Origin of the sequence: Clavibacter sp. VKM Ac-2872, from assembly GCF_015351105.1 — a bacterium.
Taxonomy (GTDB): Bacteria; Actinomycetota; Actinomycetes; order Actinomycetales; family Microbacteriaceae; genus Clavibacter.
The window spans coordinates 325,202-340,471 of the sequence record NZ_JADKRR010000001.1; the positions used below are offsets into that span (position 1 = coordinate 325,202).

Here is a 15,270-nt window from a genome sequence, read left to right on the forward strand (position 1 = left end):
TAATAGCGTTTCCCTCAACGTAGGGGAGACCGCCATGTCCGGAGCACGGACGCACGACCAGCACGACGACCACGACCACGACGCGCCTGGGGAGGGATCGGCGAGCCCGCGGACGCTGTGGATCAGCGGCGCGGGATCCGGCGTCGGCCGCGCGACCGCCGTCGCCGCGGCCCGCGACGGCTGGCGCATCGTGCTCTCGGGCCGTCGCCGGGAGCCGCTCGAGGAGACGCGCGCGCTGGTGGACGACCTCGGATCCACCGCGGTCGTCGCCCCGCTCGACGTGACCGACGACGCCGCGCTCGCCGCCGTGGTCGCGGGCCTCGACCGGCTCGACGGCGTCGTGGTCGCGGCCGGCCTCAACGCCCCGCGCCGCTCCTGGGCCGACCAGGACGTCGCCGACTTCGACCGCATCCTCGCGACCAACCTCACCGGCCCGGCGCACCAGGTGGCCGCCGCCCTCCCGCTGCTGCGGGCGTCCGGCGGCACGGTCGTGCTCGTCTCCTCGTACGCCGCGTGGACCCACTCGCCGGGCGCGGGCGTCGCCTACAGCGCCTCGAAGACAGCGCTGTCGACGCTCGTGCGCGACCTCAACGCGCAGGAGGCGGGCGCCGGGATCCGCGCCACGCACCTGTGCCCGGGCACCATCGACAGCGACTTCCTCGCCCTCCGGCCGACCGTCCCCGACGCCGCCGAGCGCGCCGCGATGCTCACGCCCGACGACGTGGCCCGCGCCGCGATGTTCGTGCTCGCGTCGCCGCCGCACGTGCGGATCGACGAGCTCGTGCTCTCTCCGATGTCGCAGCGCGGCGGGTTCTGACCCGCGGCCTGCGGGTACAGCGCGCGCCCGGTGTCGCGGCGTCACTTCGACATGCGACGAATCTCGTGCTTTCGGAAGTGAACCTCACCGGTCCGTGCGGGCCCGACGTGGACATCCCGGGGGATGGCGGCATCCCCCGGGATGGAATGGTAAGCGGAGCCTAGCCGGTGCGGGCCTCTCGTCAGCGGTGATGCGCCGGGCTGCCGTCCCGCGGTGATCCGGACTGGCTACGGATGAACCAGGCGACGGCATATCCGATGAAGATCACTGCCGCTGCGATCGCACCGAGGGCCCACGGGTTGATATCGGTGACTGCAGCGACGCCGATTGCCACCAGGGTGGGGACCAGCCAGCCGTAGTTCCTGAGTGCCCTCATGCGCAGTTCTTCTTGTCTACCTTGTGGATGCCCTTGCCGATGGGCACGATCTTGAGCTGATAGCACCCCGTGTTCTGCACGCTCGCGTTTCGGAATATCGAGGTGACGCCACCCCAGATGTTCTGCACGGTGGGCACGCCGACATAGCCACAAAGCCCCTGGATGATGTAGCCGACGCTAGGGATCTTGCCTGCGCCCACACATCCGCCAGCGAGGGCTGTACCGAGTGTCGACAGACTGACCGCGGAGATGATCTTCACCTGAATGCCGGTCATGTTCCAATACGCTCCGGGGCCGTCCGAGGCACCCGCCAAGCCGACGGTGATCGTGGGATCGGCGACGACCGGGTACGCGATCTCGCTTCCATGGATGGTCTGCGTCAAGACATCGCCGTCAAGGCTGTAGCTCGTACGCACCTTTTCCCCATTCGCGTCGACGGCCCAAGGTTCGTCGATCTCCGCGAGTGCGATCCGTGTGCCGCCCGCGTCGATCGCCACGATATATCCACCATCTTGAGGCACGAGCGTCGCCCCAGCAGGGAGGTCGACCCGGAAGTCAGTACTCATCGCCCCGCGATCCATGCGACTCATCACCCGCACCCCGGCGGGCAGGACGGTCGTGGAGAAGACGTCTGCTGAGGGAGCGAGCCCGACCTCGAAGTCCCCGAAGCCGGCCACCGCAGCATCCTCATCCACGTCGACAGAGACGCCCAGGTCAAGCGACTGCGTATCGACGGGGTCGAATCCCGCAGCGCGCTGGGCTGAGTCGAAGAGCCTATCTTCCTCCGAAATGGCGTTGGCGGGCGTGGCGCCGAAACCTACCAACGCTGTGGTGAAGAGTGCTGGACGGCCATGGATGAAGCTGTTCGCTGGATCATGTTTCCCCCCATGTTCCCGTGAACCACTGTGTTCCCGGTACAGCACAGTAAAGGGCCACGGGGCGACGGTGTCCATGCGACCTCGGGATGTCCCGCGCGACCCCATTGGTGTGCTATCGACCCTCCATGGTCCGCGGTGCGGCGCACCTCGCGGATGGAAGAAGAGAGGGCGGATGGGCCTCACGGATCTGCGTGGCGCTGATGAGAGCGGAAAGCGTGCGTCTAGCCTCGGCTGCCTCAACGATGGGGTCGGGGCCGCTGGCCTCAACGCCGCGCGCTGTTCCGAGCGGGAGCGAGACCTCGCGGAGTCGCACCGCAACGGGACGACCATCCGCATGCGGTGCTGTCCTCGATGTCGCAGCGCGGCGGGTTCTGACGCCAGGGGCTCGCCGCGGTCAGTCCTCGTCCTCGTCCTCGGGGAAGCCCCGCCCGAGCGACCCGTCCGCGTCGTGCTTCCTGTGCCACCGCGCGTTCCGGATGTCGTTCCGCCGCGCCACCAGGGCCTTCCGGCGGAGGTCCCCACGCGTCGCCGTGCGCATCCATGCGTGCTCCACGACCCAGGAATCCGGCGGGAGCCACCGCTCATGGGCGTCCACGAGCGCGCTCTCGACGGCCGGGTCGAGCATCGACACGTCGATCCCGCCGTCGTAGCAGTACACGGTCCACGTCATGTCCTCGGCGACGAGGAGGTAGCGGCCCTCCTCGCGGTGCCCCAGGTCGCAGAGGTCCCCCAGCGAAGGGCGACCCACCCGGATGCGGAACTCTTGCGTCCAGTCCTCGACGTCCTCCGCCGTCGACGCGCTCGGCTCCGTGAACACCGCCCACGGGACGAGGCTCGGCAGCACGGTGTCCGACTCCCCGACGCCCCCGCGCCACAGCTCCACGACCAGGGTGCCGCGGACACCGGTCAGTCGTTCGAGGGTGGTGACGACGCTCGCGTATCGCCGACGCGCTGCACGCCGATCGCGTGCGTGCCGGGCGTCCTGCTTCCCCCAGGGCAGCGTGTGGAACCGCATGCCGGGCAGGTACCAGCCGCTGTATCGCGGGTAGGGCTCAGGCCACCGCTCCCGCCACAGGGCGAGCAGCCGCGCCGCGTCGGAATGCGCGTCGGGGGCGTCGGAGACGCGCGGCTCGGGGACGGATGCGGGGAGGGCGTCGGGTTCTGCGTCGCCCACAGGGGAGCATCGCAGACACCGAGGTCGAGCGGCCGCCTCGATCCCCACGCCTCGTCGGGAGGGGGCGATCGGATCCGACCCGCTCACCTAGACGATCGTCTCGCCAAGGCGTTGAGTGGTCTTCCGTCGCAACGATGCGACGACCAGGAGGCAGCAGCATGACCACCGACCAGCGCACGCGATCCGACGGATCCGCCGTCCGACGCGGGCTCCTCACCTTCATGGCGGCACCGCCGCCCGCCCCGCGTCTCGACGACGCCACCGTCGCCCGCCGCTACCCGCGCCTCCGCCTCCAGGTGTTCATGGGCATCTTCATCGGGTACGCGGCCTACTACCTCATCCGCAACAACGTGCCGCTGGTGGCCACGATCCTCCGCGACGAGAACGGCTTCAGCGCCCTCGGCCTCGGGATCCTCACCAACGGCGTGCTGCTCGCCTACGGCTTCAGCAAGTTCCTGAGCGCGATCGTCAGCGATCGCAGCAGCGCGCGCTGGTTCCTGCCCATCGGCCTGCTGCTGTCGGCGTTCGCGAACCTGGTGGTGGCGTTCGTGCCGGCCGTCGGCGCATCCGTGGCGCTGTTCGCCGTCGTGATGATCGTGAACGGCTTCTTCCAGGGGATGGGCTGGCCGCCGTCCGGCCGCACCCTCGTGCACTGGTTCTCGACCTCGGAGCGCGGCGGCAAGACGGCCATCTGGAACGTCGCCCACAACGTCGGCGGCGCCGGCGCGGGTGGCCTCGCGGGCCTCGCCATCGCCACCTTCGGCACCTGGCAGAGCGCGTTCTGGTTCCCGGCGATCGTCTGCATCGTGATCGCGCTGATCGCCTTCGCGCTCCTCCGCGACACCCCCGAGTCGGAGGGCCTCCCGCCCATCGAGGAGCACCGCCATGACCCGGCTCCCGTCGAGACCGACGCGGCCGACGAGGGCGCGTCGACCTGGTCGACCATCCGCCGGTACGTCATCGGCAACCGCACCATGGTGAACCTCGCGCTCGCCAACGTCTTCGTCTACACGCTCCGCTACGGCGTGCTCGTGTGGGCGCCCATCTACCTCGCCGACGTCCGCGGCGCGAGCCTCGGCGAGGGCATCGCCGGGTTCTCGCTGTTCGAGCTCGCCGGCATCCCGGGCACGCTCCTCTGCGGGTACATCAGCGACAAGGTGTTCCGCGGGCGGCGCTCGCCGACGGGGATCCTGTTCATGGCGGCCGTCGGCGTGGCCGTCGCGATCTACTGGCTGTCGCCCGCCGACGGCCCGCTCTGGGTGTCGCTCGCGGCGCTCGTGCTCATCGGCGGCCTGATCTACGGCCCGGTCATGCTCATCGGCCTCCAGGCGCTCGACCTCAGCCCCCGGAAGGTCGCGGGCACCGCGGCCGGCTTCACGGGCCTGTTCGGCTACGTGCTCGGCGCGACGCTCGCCTCCACGGGCATCGGCGCCTCGGTGCACGCGTTCGGCTGGGACGTGACCTTCGTGCTGATCCTCGTGTGCGTCGCGCTCGCGATCGTGCTGCTCGCCGTCGTCGGCAAGGACGAGTCGGCGCTGCGGCGTCGTCGCGAGGAGCGCGGGGACGTCGCGGCCCGCTGACCCGGGCTGCGTGGTACCGGTCGCGGATCAGCTCGCGCCCGGCACCACGATCCCGCGCTCGTACGCGAACACCACGGCCTGCACCCGGTCGCGCACGCCGAGCTTCAGCAGCAGGCGCGAGACGTGCGTCTTCACGGTGGCCTCGCCGAGGTAGAGGCGCTCGGCGATCTCCGCGTTGGCGAGCCCCTCGGCGAGGAGGCGCAGCACCTCGAGCTCGCGGTCGGTGAGCGTCCGCACGCGCGGGTCGGTCGGGATCGCGGGGGTCGGCGCGGGGGAGGCGGAATCGCCGGATCCCCGGCCGAAGCGCTCGATGACCCGGCGCGTGACGTCGGGCGAGAGCAGCGCGTCGCCGCGTGCGATCACGTGCACGGCCTCCACGAGCGACTCCGGCGACGCGCTCTTCAGCACGAAGCCGCTCGCGCCCGCGTCGAGCGCGGTGAAGAGGTAGTCCTCGCGGTCGAACGTGGTGAGCATGAGGACGCCCGCGCGGATCGCCGGGTCGGCGACGATGCGCCGCGTGGCCTCGAGCCCGTCGACGCGCGGCATCTGCACGTCCATGCAGATCACGTCGGGCGCGAGCGCGGCGGCCAGGCGCACGCCCTCCTCGCCGTCGGCGGCCTCGCCGACCACCTCGATGCCGTCCTCGCTCTCGAGGATCACGCGGAAGCCGGCGCGCACGAGCGCCTGGTCGTCGACGAGCAGGACGCGGACGGCGGGGGGTGCGGCCGTGGTGGCGTCGGTCGGATCGGTGCTCACGCGCGGGTCTCCTCGGGGACGGATGCGGGGGCGGCCTCCGCGGCGGACGCTGCGGCGGGCTCCGGGACGGAGGCGGAGAGGGGGACGGGCATCGGCACGGGCGGCACGACGGGCGTCGGACCGGTGGGGAGCGACGCGCGCACGAGGTAGCCGCCGCGGGCCTTGGGGCCGATCTCGATGGATCCGCCCACCGCCGCCACGCGCTCCCGCATGCCGCGCTGACCGAGGCCGCCCGGCCCGTTCCGCACGGGGCCCGCGGCTGCCGACGCCGCCGCGCCCGCGGGCCCGCCGTCGCTCACCTCCACCTCGACCCGGTCCGCCAGGTAGCGCAGGCGCAGGTCGACGCGCGCGCCCGTCCCCGCGTGCTTCCGCACGTTCGTGAGCGACTCCTGCGCGACGCGGTAGACGATGAGGTCGACCGTGGGCGTGAGCGGGCGGGGCGTGCCGATGACCTCGTACGCGACCTGGAGCCCGGCGCCGCACGCCTCGGCGACGAGCTCGGGCAGCTGGTCGACGCCGCGGGTGGAGGCGGTGCGGGTCGGATCGCCCTGGGCGTCGTCGCCGGATCCCGTGCCGTCCTCCTCCTGCCGGAGCGCCACGAGCATCCGGTGCAGCTCCTCGATGGCGCTGCGCGCGTTGTCCTCCACGATGCCGAGCGAGGTCGCCGCCTTCTCGGCGTCGCGCCCGAGGACCCGGCGGGCGGCGCCCGCGTGCACGCCCATCACCGACACGTGGTGCGCGACGACGTCGTGCAGCTCCCGCGCGATGCGCACCCGCTCGATCGTCACCGCCTGCTCCGCCACGCGCTCGCGCTCCGTCGCCAGCTCGGCCGTGCGCGTCTCGAGTGCGCAGCGGTCGCGCGCCGACGCCCACGCGCGGTCGCCGAAGTACCAGGCGCCGCCGAAGTAGAGGAGGTTCGTGACGATGGTGACGAGCCCTGCGGCGACCGGCGCCGGGACCCACGCGTCGTCCGGCGCGGACTCGAAGGTCGAGCCGGACAGCGAGAAGAACCCGGAGGTCTGCAGCAGCGCGCTGAATAGCCACGCGAACATGCCGACGACGATGATGCCGCGCACGACGTTCGCCCGGAGGCGGTTCCGCCCCCAGGCACCGAGCGAGTACATCGCGATGAACATGGCGATGTTGGAGAAGAGCACCTCGGGCACGAACTGGTACGCGCCCACGATGAAGGTCGCGCCGATCACCAGCGTCACAGCCTCCGGCTGCAGGCGGCGGAGGGCGAGCGGGCCGCTCATGAGCAGGATCCACGCGGCGATGACCCACATCGGCGGCCGGGACGGGTACATGCCGATCGCGTAGTAGATGACGCAGCTCCCGGTGGTGAGCGCCAGCATCACGAGCGCCAGAAGGAGGTCGAACCGCAGCCCCGCGCGGTCGGGCCGGGGCCGCACCCAGAACCGGTCGACGCTGTCGGGGGCGGATGCGGCGCTCATCCGACCACGGTATCGACGCGGCCCCGCGCGCCGCATCCGCCGGATGACGGAACGACGCCATCGCCCGCCGGCGCCCGGGCCGCCCGTCTCAGCCGGCAGCCGGGTCCGGCCCCGCGAGCCGGATACGCGGCACAGGCGGCGTGCCCATCCCGGCGCCGATGAAGTAGCTGGCCTCCGGCGGCTGGTCGTACCCCGTGTTCTGCCACGCGACGGCGAGGCGGTACATCGGGTCCTGCATGAGCGTGCGCAGCCGCATGTCGGACTGGTCGGTGGTGGAGTAGATGCGCAGCTCGCTCGAGTCGGCGCTGCGCCACACCAGCTCCTCGCGCCAGTCGCCCATGAGGTCGGCCTGGAGCATCGGGTCGCCCTTGGTGCCGTTGTCGGTGAGGGCGCCGTCGGCCCGGAGGAGCGTCCGCTGGGTGGCGGTGGTCCAGTCCCACTTGCCGATCACGGGCGTGCCCGCGCCGAGGGACGGGTCGTAGTCGTCGTCCACGATCTCGCGGAGCGGATCCCCGTCCCACCATGCCGTGAACACCGTGCCGGGCATGCGGTTCGCGATGAGCCGGCCGTCCGCCGAGCGGAGCTGCGCGTGGTCCTTGCCGTCGGGCCCGAGGCCGGACGCCCACGCCTCGGCGCCCGGGTGGCGGGGATCGACGTCGGCCGCGGAGCCGCGTCCCGTGTCGTGGTCGCCGGGGATGCTCCAGAGGATGCGACCCGTGCGGGCGTCGCGCATGGTCGCGGCCCGGTTGCCGGAGCGCGACATGATCTCGTGCACCGCGAACACCTCGTAGCCGGGGTTGTCCGGCACGAGGTCGGCCACGTGCAGGGCGTCGCCGTGGCCGAGCCCCGTGGAGTAGAGGAGCGTGCCGTCGTCGTCGACCGTCATGGACCCGAAGACGATCTCGTCGCGCCCGTCGCCGTCCACGTCGGCGATCTCCATCGCGTGGTCGCCCTCGCCGGCGGCGGCCGCGTGGCCGTGCGTGGCGCTGTCGAGGATCCACCGCTCGACGAGGTGCCCGCCGCGCAGGTCGTACGCGGCGATGGCCGTGCGCGCGTAGTAGCCGCGGCTCACGATGAGGCTCGGATGCTCGCCGTCGAGGTACGCGGTGGAGGCGAGGAAGCGGTCGACCCGGTTGCCGTAGGTGTCGCCCCACGAGGCGACGGAGCCGCGCGGCGGGTCGTAGGGGACGCTGTCGATGACGCCGCCGGTCAGGCCGTCGAACACGGTGAGCGACTCGGGGCCCGAGAGCACGCGACCGGCCGCGTTCCGGTGGTCGGCCGTGGCGTCGCCGAGCACGCGGCCCTGGCCGTCGACCGTCCCGTCCGCGGTCTTCATGGCGACCTCGGCGCGGCCGTCCCCGTCGTAGTCGTAGACCTGGAACTGCGTGTAGTGCGCCCCCGCCCGGATGTTCGGGCCGAGGTCGATGCGCCAGAGCCGCGTGCCGTCGAGCCGGTACGCGTCGAGCAGCACGTCGCCCGTGTAGCCGTCCTGGCTGTTGTCCTTCGAGTCGCTCGGATCCCATTTCACGAAGAGCTCGTACCGCCCGTCGCCGTCCGCGTCGCCGACGCTCGTGTCGTTCGCGCTGTAGGAGTACGTCGCGCCGTCGGGGGTGGTGCCGTCGGCCGGGCGGTCGAGCGGCACGGACGTGTACGGGGCCGTCCGCACGCCGAACGACGCCGTGACGGGCGCCTCGACGCCGTCGAGCACGCTCGAGACCACGTAGTGCGCATCCGCGGTGCCGTCCGGGTCGGTCATGTCGGTCGCGTCGGTGAGCGGCGATGGCGTGATCCTCGTGCCGTCCCGGTCGACGACGAAGGCGATGGCGTCGGGGTCGGTGCCGAGCATCCGCCACGAGAGGTGGACGCCGTCGGGGACCAGCGCGGCCTCGGGCGCCCGGTCGAGGCGCTCCATCTGGCGGGCCGCGGTGGTGGGCGCGGCGGGGGTGGACGCCGCGCGAGCCGCCGCGGGGGATCCCGGCAGCTGGCCGACGACGACGGCGCCGGCGACGAGGGCGGCGGCCATCCCGCGGAGGAGCCGGTGACGGGCGCGGGCAGGGCGGCAGGGGACGGACACGGAGCCTCCGGGCGGGATCGCGGGCGGATGGGATGCGCGGGTCGGACGCGACGCGGACCGCCGGGACCGTCGGTCACGGTAGGCGGCGGAGGCCCGCCCGCGCCGCTCCCGTCCCCAGCGCCGAACGGGGGCGCCAGCGCCACAGCGCCCGGGGAGCGCGATTCACCGGACATCGTGATAGGCCGCATAGGTCAACCGGTGCGACACTGGGGGGACGGGCGCATCCGCCCGGCCGTCTCTCCCGCACCGTCGCGGATCCTCCTCCGTGCGCCGTCTGCCCGCCCGCGCGGCGCCCGACCTCCCGTCCCGCGCCCGCGTCACCCGCTGCCGTGCGCGCTGGCCGGATCCGCTCGCACCACCGCCGACGCCCGCGCCGGCACGAAAGGACCCCATGTCCGACACCACCGCATCCGCCCGCCCGGCGGCAGGGGTCACCGGCGCGTCCGGCGCGCCTGATTCCGGACGGCCCTCGGCCCCCGTCGTCTCGCGCCGCGCCTGGCAGGCGCTCATCGTGCTGCTCGCCGGCATGTTCATCGCGCTGCTCGACACCACGATCGTGAACGTGGCGCTGCCGACCATCCGCACGAGCCTCGACGCCTCCGAGTCGACGCTGAGCTGGATCATCTCCGGCTACGCGCTCGCGTTCGGCCTCGCGCTGATCCCCGCGGGCCGGCTCGGCGACCGCTACGGGCACAAGTGGGTGTTCGTGACGGGCATCGCGCTCTTCACGCTCGCCAGCCTCGCGTGCGGCGTGGCGCAGGACGACCTTCAGCTCGTGATCGCGCGCGTGGTGCAGGGGCTCGCCGGCGGCCTGTTCGTGCCCGCGGTGACCGCCTTCATCCAGCTGCTGTTCCCGCCGCAGGCGCGCGGCAAGGCGTTCGCCATCATGGGCGCCGTCATCGGCGTCTCGTCCGCGCTCGGCCCGATCGTGGGAGGCCTCATCATCCAGGCGGCGGGGGAGGAGTCGGGCTGGCGCCTGGTCTTCTTCGTGAACCTGCCCGTCGGCCTCGCGACCGTCATCGCCGCGATCTTCCTGCTCCCGAGCCGCCGCGTGGCCGAGGAGGTCGCGGGCGACGTGCGCGCGCAGTCCGGCCAGGCACGCGCAGGCGCCCCGGCGAAGCCCGCGGCCCCCGCCGCCTCGGGCGTCGACCTCGTCGGCATCCTGCTCGTGAGCGCCGGCCTCGTGGCCCTGCTCGTGCCGCTCATCGACGGCCAGGACCAGGGCTGGCCGCTCTGGACCTACCTCTCCCTCGCCGGCGGCGTCGTGCTCCTCGCGATCTTCGGCGCGTGGGAGGTCATGCAGACGAAGCGCTCCAAGGGCGTCCTCGTGCCGCCGCACCTGTTCTCGCACGCGGCCTTCACGGGCGGCGTGATCCTCGCGATGGTCTACTTCGCGGCCTTCACGAGCATCTTCTTCACCATCTCGATCCTGTGGCAGTCGGGCCTCGGCAACTCGGCGCTCGAGTCGGGCCTCGTCTCGATCCCGTTCGCCATCGGCAGCATCGTCGGCTCCTCGCAGAGCAACCGCCTGACGAACCGCCTCGGCCGCACCGTGCTCGTGATCGGCACGGCGCTCGTGAGCGTCGGCCTCATCTGGCTCTGGCTCGTGCTCCTGAACACGGCGGCCGCGGACCTCACCAGCTGGATGCTCCTCGTCCCGCTGCTGCTCGCCGGCATCGGCAACGGCCTCTTCATCGCGCCGAACGCGCAGTTCATCGTCGCGACGGTCGACCCCGCCGAGGCGGGTGCGGCGTCCGGCGTCATCGGGACCGTGCAGCGCGTCGGCTCGGCCGTCGGCATCGCGGTGATCGGCAGCGTGCTCTTCGCGGGCGTCGCGGGCGCCGGGATCCGCGGCCCGCAGATGGTCCCCCAGGCGTTCACCGACGCGTCCGCGTCGGCCATGGGCGTCAGCGCGATCTTCGCGGTCGTCGCCTTCGCGCTCGTGTTCGCCCTGCCGCGGCGGGTGTCGCGCGGGCACTGACCCGCGCCGCTCCACCTCCCTCTCGCCGATCCGGATCCGTCCGGGTCGGCGAGAGCCGTCTGCGGGGTCGTGCCCCTCCCTGCGCCGTGCCTCTTCCTAGCCGGCCGCGAGGATCCGGTGCCGCAGCCGCCCGAGCGCGTCCTCGGCGCCCCGCAGCACGGAGATGTGGCCGTCGCCCGGGCGGATCACGAGCTCGGCGCCCGGCACGCGGTCGGCGAGCCAGCGGGCGTGGGCGACCGGCGCGATCCGGTCGGCCTCGCCGTGCAGCAGGATCACCGGCGCCCGGACGTCCGCGAGGTCGACGCCCCAGTCGGCGACGAGCGCCAGGTCGTCGTCGACCATGCCGCCGATCCCCGCCTCGAGCCCTCGCCCGGCGACCTCGTCCAGCCAGGCCCAGTCGGTCTCGAGCGCGCGCAGGTCGCCGTCCGTGAACATCGCCGGGTCGAACTCGGACGCGGCCAGCTCCGTCTCGAGCGCCTCCGCGCCGGTGAGCGCCGCCCGCAGCTCGCGCTCGCCGCCCGCGTGCATGCCGGCGAACCAGTCGAGGCCGTCCGCCTCGACGGGCGCGAGGGCCGCCCCGCACAGCGCGCCGAGCACGCGCCCCGGGAGCGCGGCCGCCGCGGCCAGCGCGAGCACCGCGCCGCTCGAGTGCCCGAGCACCGCGAAGCGGTCGATCCCGAGGGCGTCGGCGAGGGCCGCGTCGTCGGCTGCCGTGTCGGCGACGGCCCGGCCCGGGTGCCGGGTGGATCCGCCGTACCCCGGCCGGTCGTACGACACCCACCGGATCCCGCGGCCGTCGGGCGACTCGACGAGCGGCGCGGGCGGGGGCCCGACGTTCGGGGTGCCGTGGTGGTAGACGACCACGAGGCCGGCCGCGTCTGCCGAGCCCGTGTCGTAGCAGTGCAGCGTGCGGCCGTCGGGGAGCCGCAGGTCGGTCTCGATGAGCATGGGGCGAGCGTAGGCGCGTGGTCGCCCCGCGGACAGGGTCGGCCGCGAGCCGGGACGCGCGCGCCGCACGGTGACAGGATCGGCGCATGGACGAGGCGCAGCGCAGCGAGCTCCGGGAGCTGCGCCGTCGCGCCTACGGACCGCGTCCCGACCTGGGCGACGCCGGGCTCGACCGCCTGCGGCAGCTCGAGGCTCGGCAGGGCGGGGCGGCCGCCGGGTCGGCGGCCTCGGAGTCGGCGGGCGCGCCCGTCGCTGCGCCCCCGGCCGCCCCCGCGGAGCCGTCCCCCGACGAGCGCGATGCCGCCGTGGAGGACCTGGACGAGGACGCCGCCACCCGCTCGGCGTCCTCGCGGCGCCGCCGCACCGCGATCCTCTGGGCGGCATCCGTCCTCGTCGCGGTCGGCGCGACCGTCGCGCTCACCTCCGGCCTCGCGTCGATGACCGGCCGCGACGTCGGGACCGTCGCGCTGGACCCCGACCGCCCCGTCCCCGACCGCTGGGACGACTGGTACCAGGACGTCGCCACGGGCGTCGGCGAGTTCCACGGCCTCACGGTCATCGGCCTGGAGAACCCCGACGACGGCCAGGCGTGCGTCACGGTCGTCGCCCCGCGCTTCGCCCGCGGCGCGAACCCGATCGGCGGATGCGCGGCGGGCTCGTTCCCGGCCCGCGGCGTCCTCACGGTCACGGGCGACATGCCCGCCGAGCTCCGCGACGAGTTCCCCGAGGGCACGGCGCTCGAGTTCGTGCTCGAGGGCGGATCCGTGCGGGTCACGGCGGGCTAGCGGCGGAGGGCCCGCGTCAGGCCGGGTTCGACTTCAGCAGCCGGGCCACCGCGATCATCGCGCCGCCCACCACAGCCGGGATCCCGCCGCCGGGGTGCACCGACGCGCCGACCCGCCACAGCCAGGGCCGCCAGGGGTCGTTGTACGCGGGACGGTGGAACGGCCCGCTCATCCACGGCGGACGCGCCGCTCCGTAGAGCGCGCCGTGCGGCTCGCCGCCGACGCCGTAGTAGCGCGGATCGAGCACCGTCGTCGTGTCGAGGAGGTCGGTGAGGGGCCGGTCGAGCCCCAACGCCTGGGACACCCGGTCGACCTCGCGCCGGACGAAGGGGTGCTCGGCTGTGTAGCGGCCTCCGTCTGCGGCAGCGGTGAGGAGGATGCCGACGGTGCTGCGCGGGTTCGGGTACACCTCCCCGGCGCGGTACTGGTTGACGAACACCATGGTGTCGGCCGGCTCGTCGCCCGCCTCGAGGCTGCGGTGCAGCGCGGCCGGCTTCGTCGGCAGCACCACGCTGTGCGTCGCGATCTCCGCCGGGAGCTCCTCCCGCAGCGCGCCGTAGACCGCGATCGCCGAGCAGGAGAGGGCGCGGGGGCGCAGGCCGGCGACCGTCGGGATCCGCGACGGGCACATCAACCGGGTCAGCCGGTCGGCGTCCAGGGCGCTGACGACGAGGTCGGCCGGGTAGCGCCCGGCTGCGGTGGTGACGCACCCTCGCTGGATGCGGGTGACGGCCTCGCCGGTGCGGATCCCCACCCCGGCCGCCTCGGCCAGCCGGCCCAGCGCGAGCACGATCTCGTACACGCCGCCGCGCGGCACCCAGGCGCCGGTCTCCGCCATGATCGCCGGCATGCTCGCGTAGAGGGCCGGGGTGCGCGACGGCGAGACGCCCGCGTTGAGGGTGTGGATGGCGATGATCTCCCGCAGCCCGTCGGGCAGCCACGTGAGGCTGTCGAGGTAGGCCCGCGTCGTGAGGCGCGAGCCGTACACCGCCAGCAGCCGGCGCACGGCGGGGAGCGCGGCCCGATCGGTGGGGTCGGCGAGCAGCAGCGCGGTGACGTCGTCGGCGAGGGGCGCGTGGATCTCGGAGAACCGCCGCCAGGCGCGGTACCAGGGGTGGTCGGGCGCCACCGGCAGGGAGGTCTCCTCGCCGTCGAAGTAGTAGCGGCCGACCTCGGGCATCCGCACCAGGTCGAGGCCGCCGTCGTCGGAGGCGCGCCCGGGGGTGCGCTCGCCGTCGCCGAGCCTGCGCCGCAGCTCGTCCCACACCGCCGGGAACGTCACCAGCGACGGCCCGGTGTCGATGCGGTCGTCGCCGAGGAGGATCCGACGGCTCTTGCCGCCGAGCTCGGCGGAGGCCTCGAGCAGGGTGACGCGATGGCCCGCGTGGGCGAGCAGAGCGGAGGCGGTGAGGCCGCCCATCCCGCCGCCGACGACGACGATGCGGCTCACGCGACACCTCCCAGCGTGATCGAGACGACGAGCAGCACGCCGGCGAACGAGCCCGCGATGTAGGGGAAGGCGATCGACAGGCCGTAGAGGCGGTGGCCCGTCTCCGGCGTCGGGTCGCGCAGGAGGCGCACCACGAGGGTCCCGGCGATCACCAGGGTGACGGCCGCCACGGGCACGCTCACCAGCGCGAGCAGCGCCGTCGAGACGAGCCACCAGGCTCCGCTCCACAGGGCGGTGCCGCGGGGGCCGAGCCGCACCGCGGTGGTGGTGATCCCCGCGTCGCGGTCCTCCACGATGTCCTGCACCGCGTCGAACGCGTGCTTGGCCACGCTCCAGGCCATCAGGCCCAGGGCGGCGGGCCAGACCGGCCTCGCCTCGAGGGCCGCCGGCACGATCACCAGGGGCAGCGCGTACGCCGCGTTGCTCAGCGAGTCGAGGAAGGGCCGGGCCTTGAAGCGCAGCGGGGGCGCGGAGTAGAAGACGAACACGCCCGCGTAGAGCAGGATCGCCGCGTTCGCGAGCGGGGGCAGCACCAGGAGGAAGCAGACGAGGAACGGCACGTTGAGGGCGGCGACGGACCAGGCGATGAGCCGCACCTCGGACGGCCGGATCCGGGCGCCCTCGAGCGAGCCCTTGCGGGGGTTCGCCGCGTCCGTGTCCTGGTCGAAGACGTCGTTCACGCCGTAGATGAGCAGGTTGAACGGGAGGGTGAGCCACAGGAGCAGCGGCAGGGCGCGCAGGTCGAACAGCGCGCCCGTGAGCCACACGGCGACGACGCCGGACCCGATGGTGTTGATCCACAGCACCGGCCGCGAGATGAGCACGAGGCGCCGCACGGCCATCCCGATCTCCGAGGGCGCGGTGCGGGGCAAGCGCTCGCTGCCGTCGGTCACGAAGCCGAACGTACCCCCATCGACGCGCGCGCCCGCCTTACGGCTCCCAGGCGCAGACTGGATGCCCGGCGCCTGCTCTCCCCGGCAGGCCGCACCCCCTGGGC

13 protein-coding genes are annotated in these 15,270 nt (G+C 73.5%); 4 read left to right on the top strand and 9 right to left on the bottom strand.

Annotated elements, in window-relative coordinates; translation table 11 throughout:
- Positions 1-34: 34 nt before the first annotated feature.
- On the top strand, positions 35-817 hold the full coding sequence (locus ITJ40_RS01540; protein ID WP_194665379.1) for an SDR family oxidoreductase: 783 nt from the start codon (positions 35-37) through the stop codon (positions 815-817).
- Positions 818-998: 181 nt separating this feature from the next.
- Here ITJ40_RS01540 and ITJ40_RS01545 read toward each other — a convergent pair whose 3' ends face one another.
- The 3 genes from ITJ40_RS01545 to ITJ40_RS16880 form a co-directional block, all read right to left on the bottom strand.
- Positions 999-1,193: a hypothetical protein gene (locus ITJ40_RS01545; RefSeq protein WP_194665381.1), complete on the bottom strand. Its 195-nt coding sequence runs from the start codon at positions 1,191-1,193 to the stop codon at positions 999-1,001.
- The gene (locus ITJ40_RS01550) at positions 1,190-2,146 is read right to left on the bottom strand and encodes a hypothetical protein (protein WP_194665383.1); all 957 of its coding nucleotides are present in this window, start codon (positions 2,144-2,146) and stop codon (positions 1,190-1,192) included. The genes ITJ40_RS01545 and ITJ40_RS01550 overlap by 4 nt, the downstream gene beginning before the upstream one ends.
- Before the next feature lie 319 nt (positions 2,147-2,465).
- The gene (locus tag ITJ40_RS16880) at positions 2,466-3,245 is read right to left on the bottom strand and encodes a hypothetical protein (RefSeq protein ID WP_228511717.1); all 780 of its coding nucleotides are present in this window, start codon (positions 3,243-3,245) and stop codon (positions 2,466-2,468) included.
- 158 nt (positions 3,246-3,403) lie between these two features.
- On the opposite strand from ITJ40_RS16880, the gene ITJ40_RS01560 reads away from it, so the two are divergent.
- Positions 3,404-4,825, top strand: coding sequence for an MFS transporter (locus ITJ40_RS01560; RefSeq protein ID WP_194665385.1), 1,422 nt, complete (start codon positions 3,404-3,406; stop codon positions 4,823-4,825).
- Positions 4,826-4,852: 27 nt separating this feature from the next.
- Here ITJ40_RS01560 and ITJ40_RS01565 read toward each other — a convergent pair whose 3' ends face one another.
- The 3 genes from ITJ40_RS01565 to ITJ40_RS01575 all read right to left on the bottom strand — a co-directional run bounded on the left by ITJ40_RS01565 (position 4,853) and on the right by ITJ40_RS01575 (position 9,058).
- A complete protein-coding gene (locus tag ITJ40_RS01565) occupies positions 4,853-5,581 on the bottom strand; it encodes a response regulator transcription factor (protein WP_194665386.1) in 729 nt (242 codons plus the stop codon).
- Positions 5,578-7,035, bottom strand: a complete 1,458-nt coding sequence (locus ITJ40_RS01570; protein ID WP_194665387.1) for a sensor histidine kinase — start codon at positions 7,033-7,035, stop codon at positions 5,578-5,580. The genes ITJ40_RS01565 and ITJ40_RS01570 overlap by 4 nt, the downstream gene beginning before the upstream one ends.
- A gap of 88 nt (positions 7,036-7,123) precedes the next feature.
- Positions 7,124-9,058 carry a rhamnogalacturonan lyase gene (locus ITJ40_RS01575; RefSeq protein WP_194665389.1) on the bottom strand — a complete coding sequence of 645 codons (1,935 nt, stop codon included), beginning with the start codon at positions 9,056-9,058 and terminating at the stop codon, positions 7,124-7,126.
- A gap of 442 nt (positions 9,059-9,500) precedes the next feature.
- Between ITJ40_RS01575 and ITJ40_RS01580 the strand changes: the two genes are divergently transcribed.
- Positions 9,501-11,090 carry an MFS transporter gene (locus ITJ40_RS01580; protein WP_194665390.1) on the top strand — a complete coding sequence of 530 codons (1,590 nt, stop codon included), beginning with the start codon at positions 9,501-9,503 and terminating at the stop codon, positions 11,088-11,090.
- A gap of 96 nt (positions 11,091-11,186) precedes the next feature.
- On the opposite strand, the gene ITJ40_RS01585 is transcribed toward ITJ40_RS01580, so the two are convergent.
- Positions 11,187-12,038, bottom strand: a complete 852-nt coding sequence (locus tag ITJ40_RS01585; protein ID WP_194665392.1) for an alpha/beta fold hydrolase — start codon at positions 12,036-12,038, stop codon at positions 11,187-11,189.
- A gap of 86 nt (positions 12,039-12,124) precedes the next feature.
- Between ITJ40_RS01585 and ITJ40_RS01590 the strand changes: the two genes are divergently transcribed.
- The gene (locus tag ITJ40_RS01590; RefSeq protein WP_194665393.1) at positions 12,125-12,823 is read left to right on the top strand and encodes a hypothetical protein; all 699 of its coding nucleotides are present in this window, start codon (positions 12,125-12,127) and stop codon (positions 12,821-12,823) included.
- 16 nt (positions 12,824-12,839) lie between these two features.
- Here ITJ40_RS01590 and ITJ40_RS01595 read toward each other — a convergent pair whose 3' ends face one another.
- A complete protein-coding gene (locus tag ITJ40_RS01595) occupies positions 12,840-14,273 on the bottom strand; it encodes an NAD(P)/FAD-dependent oxidoreductase (RefSeq protein WP_194665395.1) in 1,434 nt (477 codons plus the stop codon).
- A complete protein-coding gene (locus ITJ40_RS01600) occupies positions 14,270-15,166 on the bottom strand; it encodes a UbiA family prenyltransferase (RefSeq protein WP_194665397.1) in 897 nt (298 codons plus the stop codon). The genes ITJ40_RS01595 and ITJ40_RS01600 overlap by 4 nt, the downstream gene beginning before the upstream one ends.
- Positions 15,167-15,270: the final 104 nt, after the last annotated feature.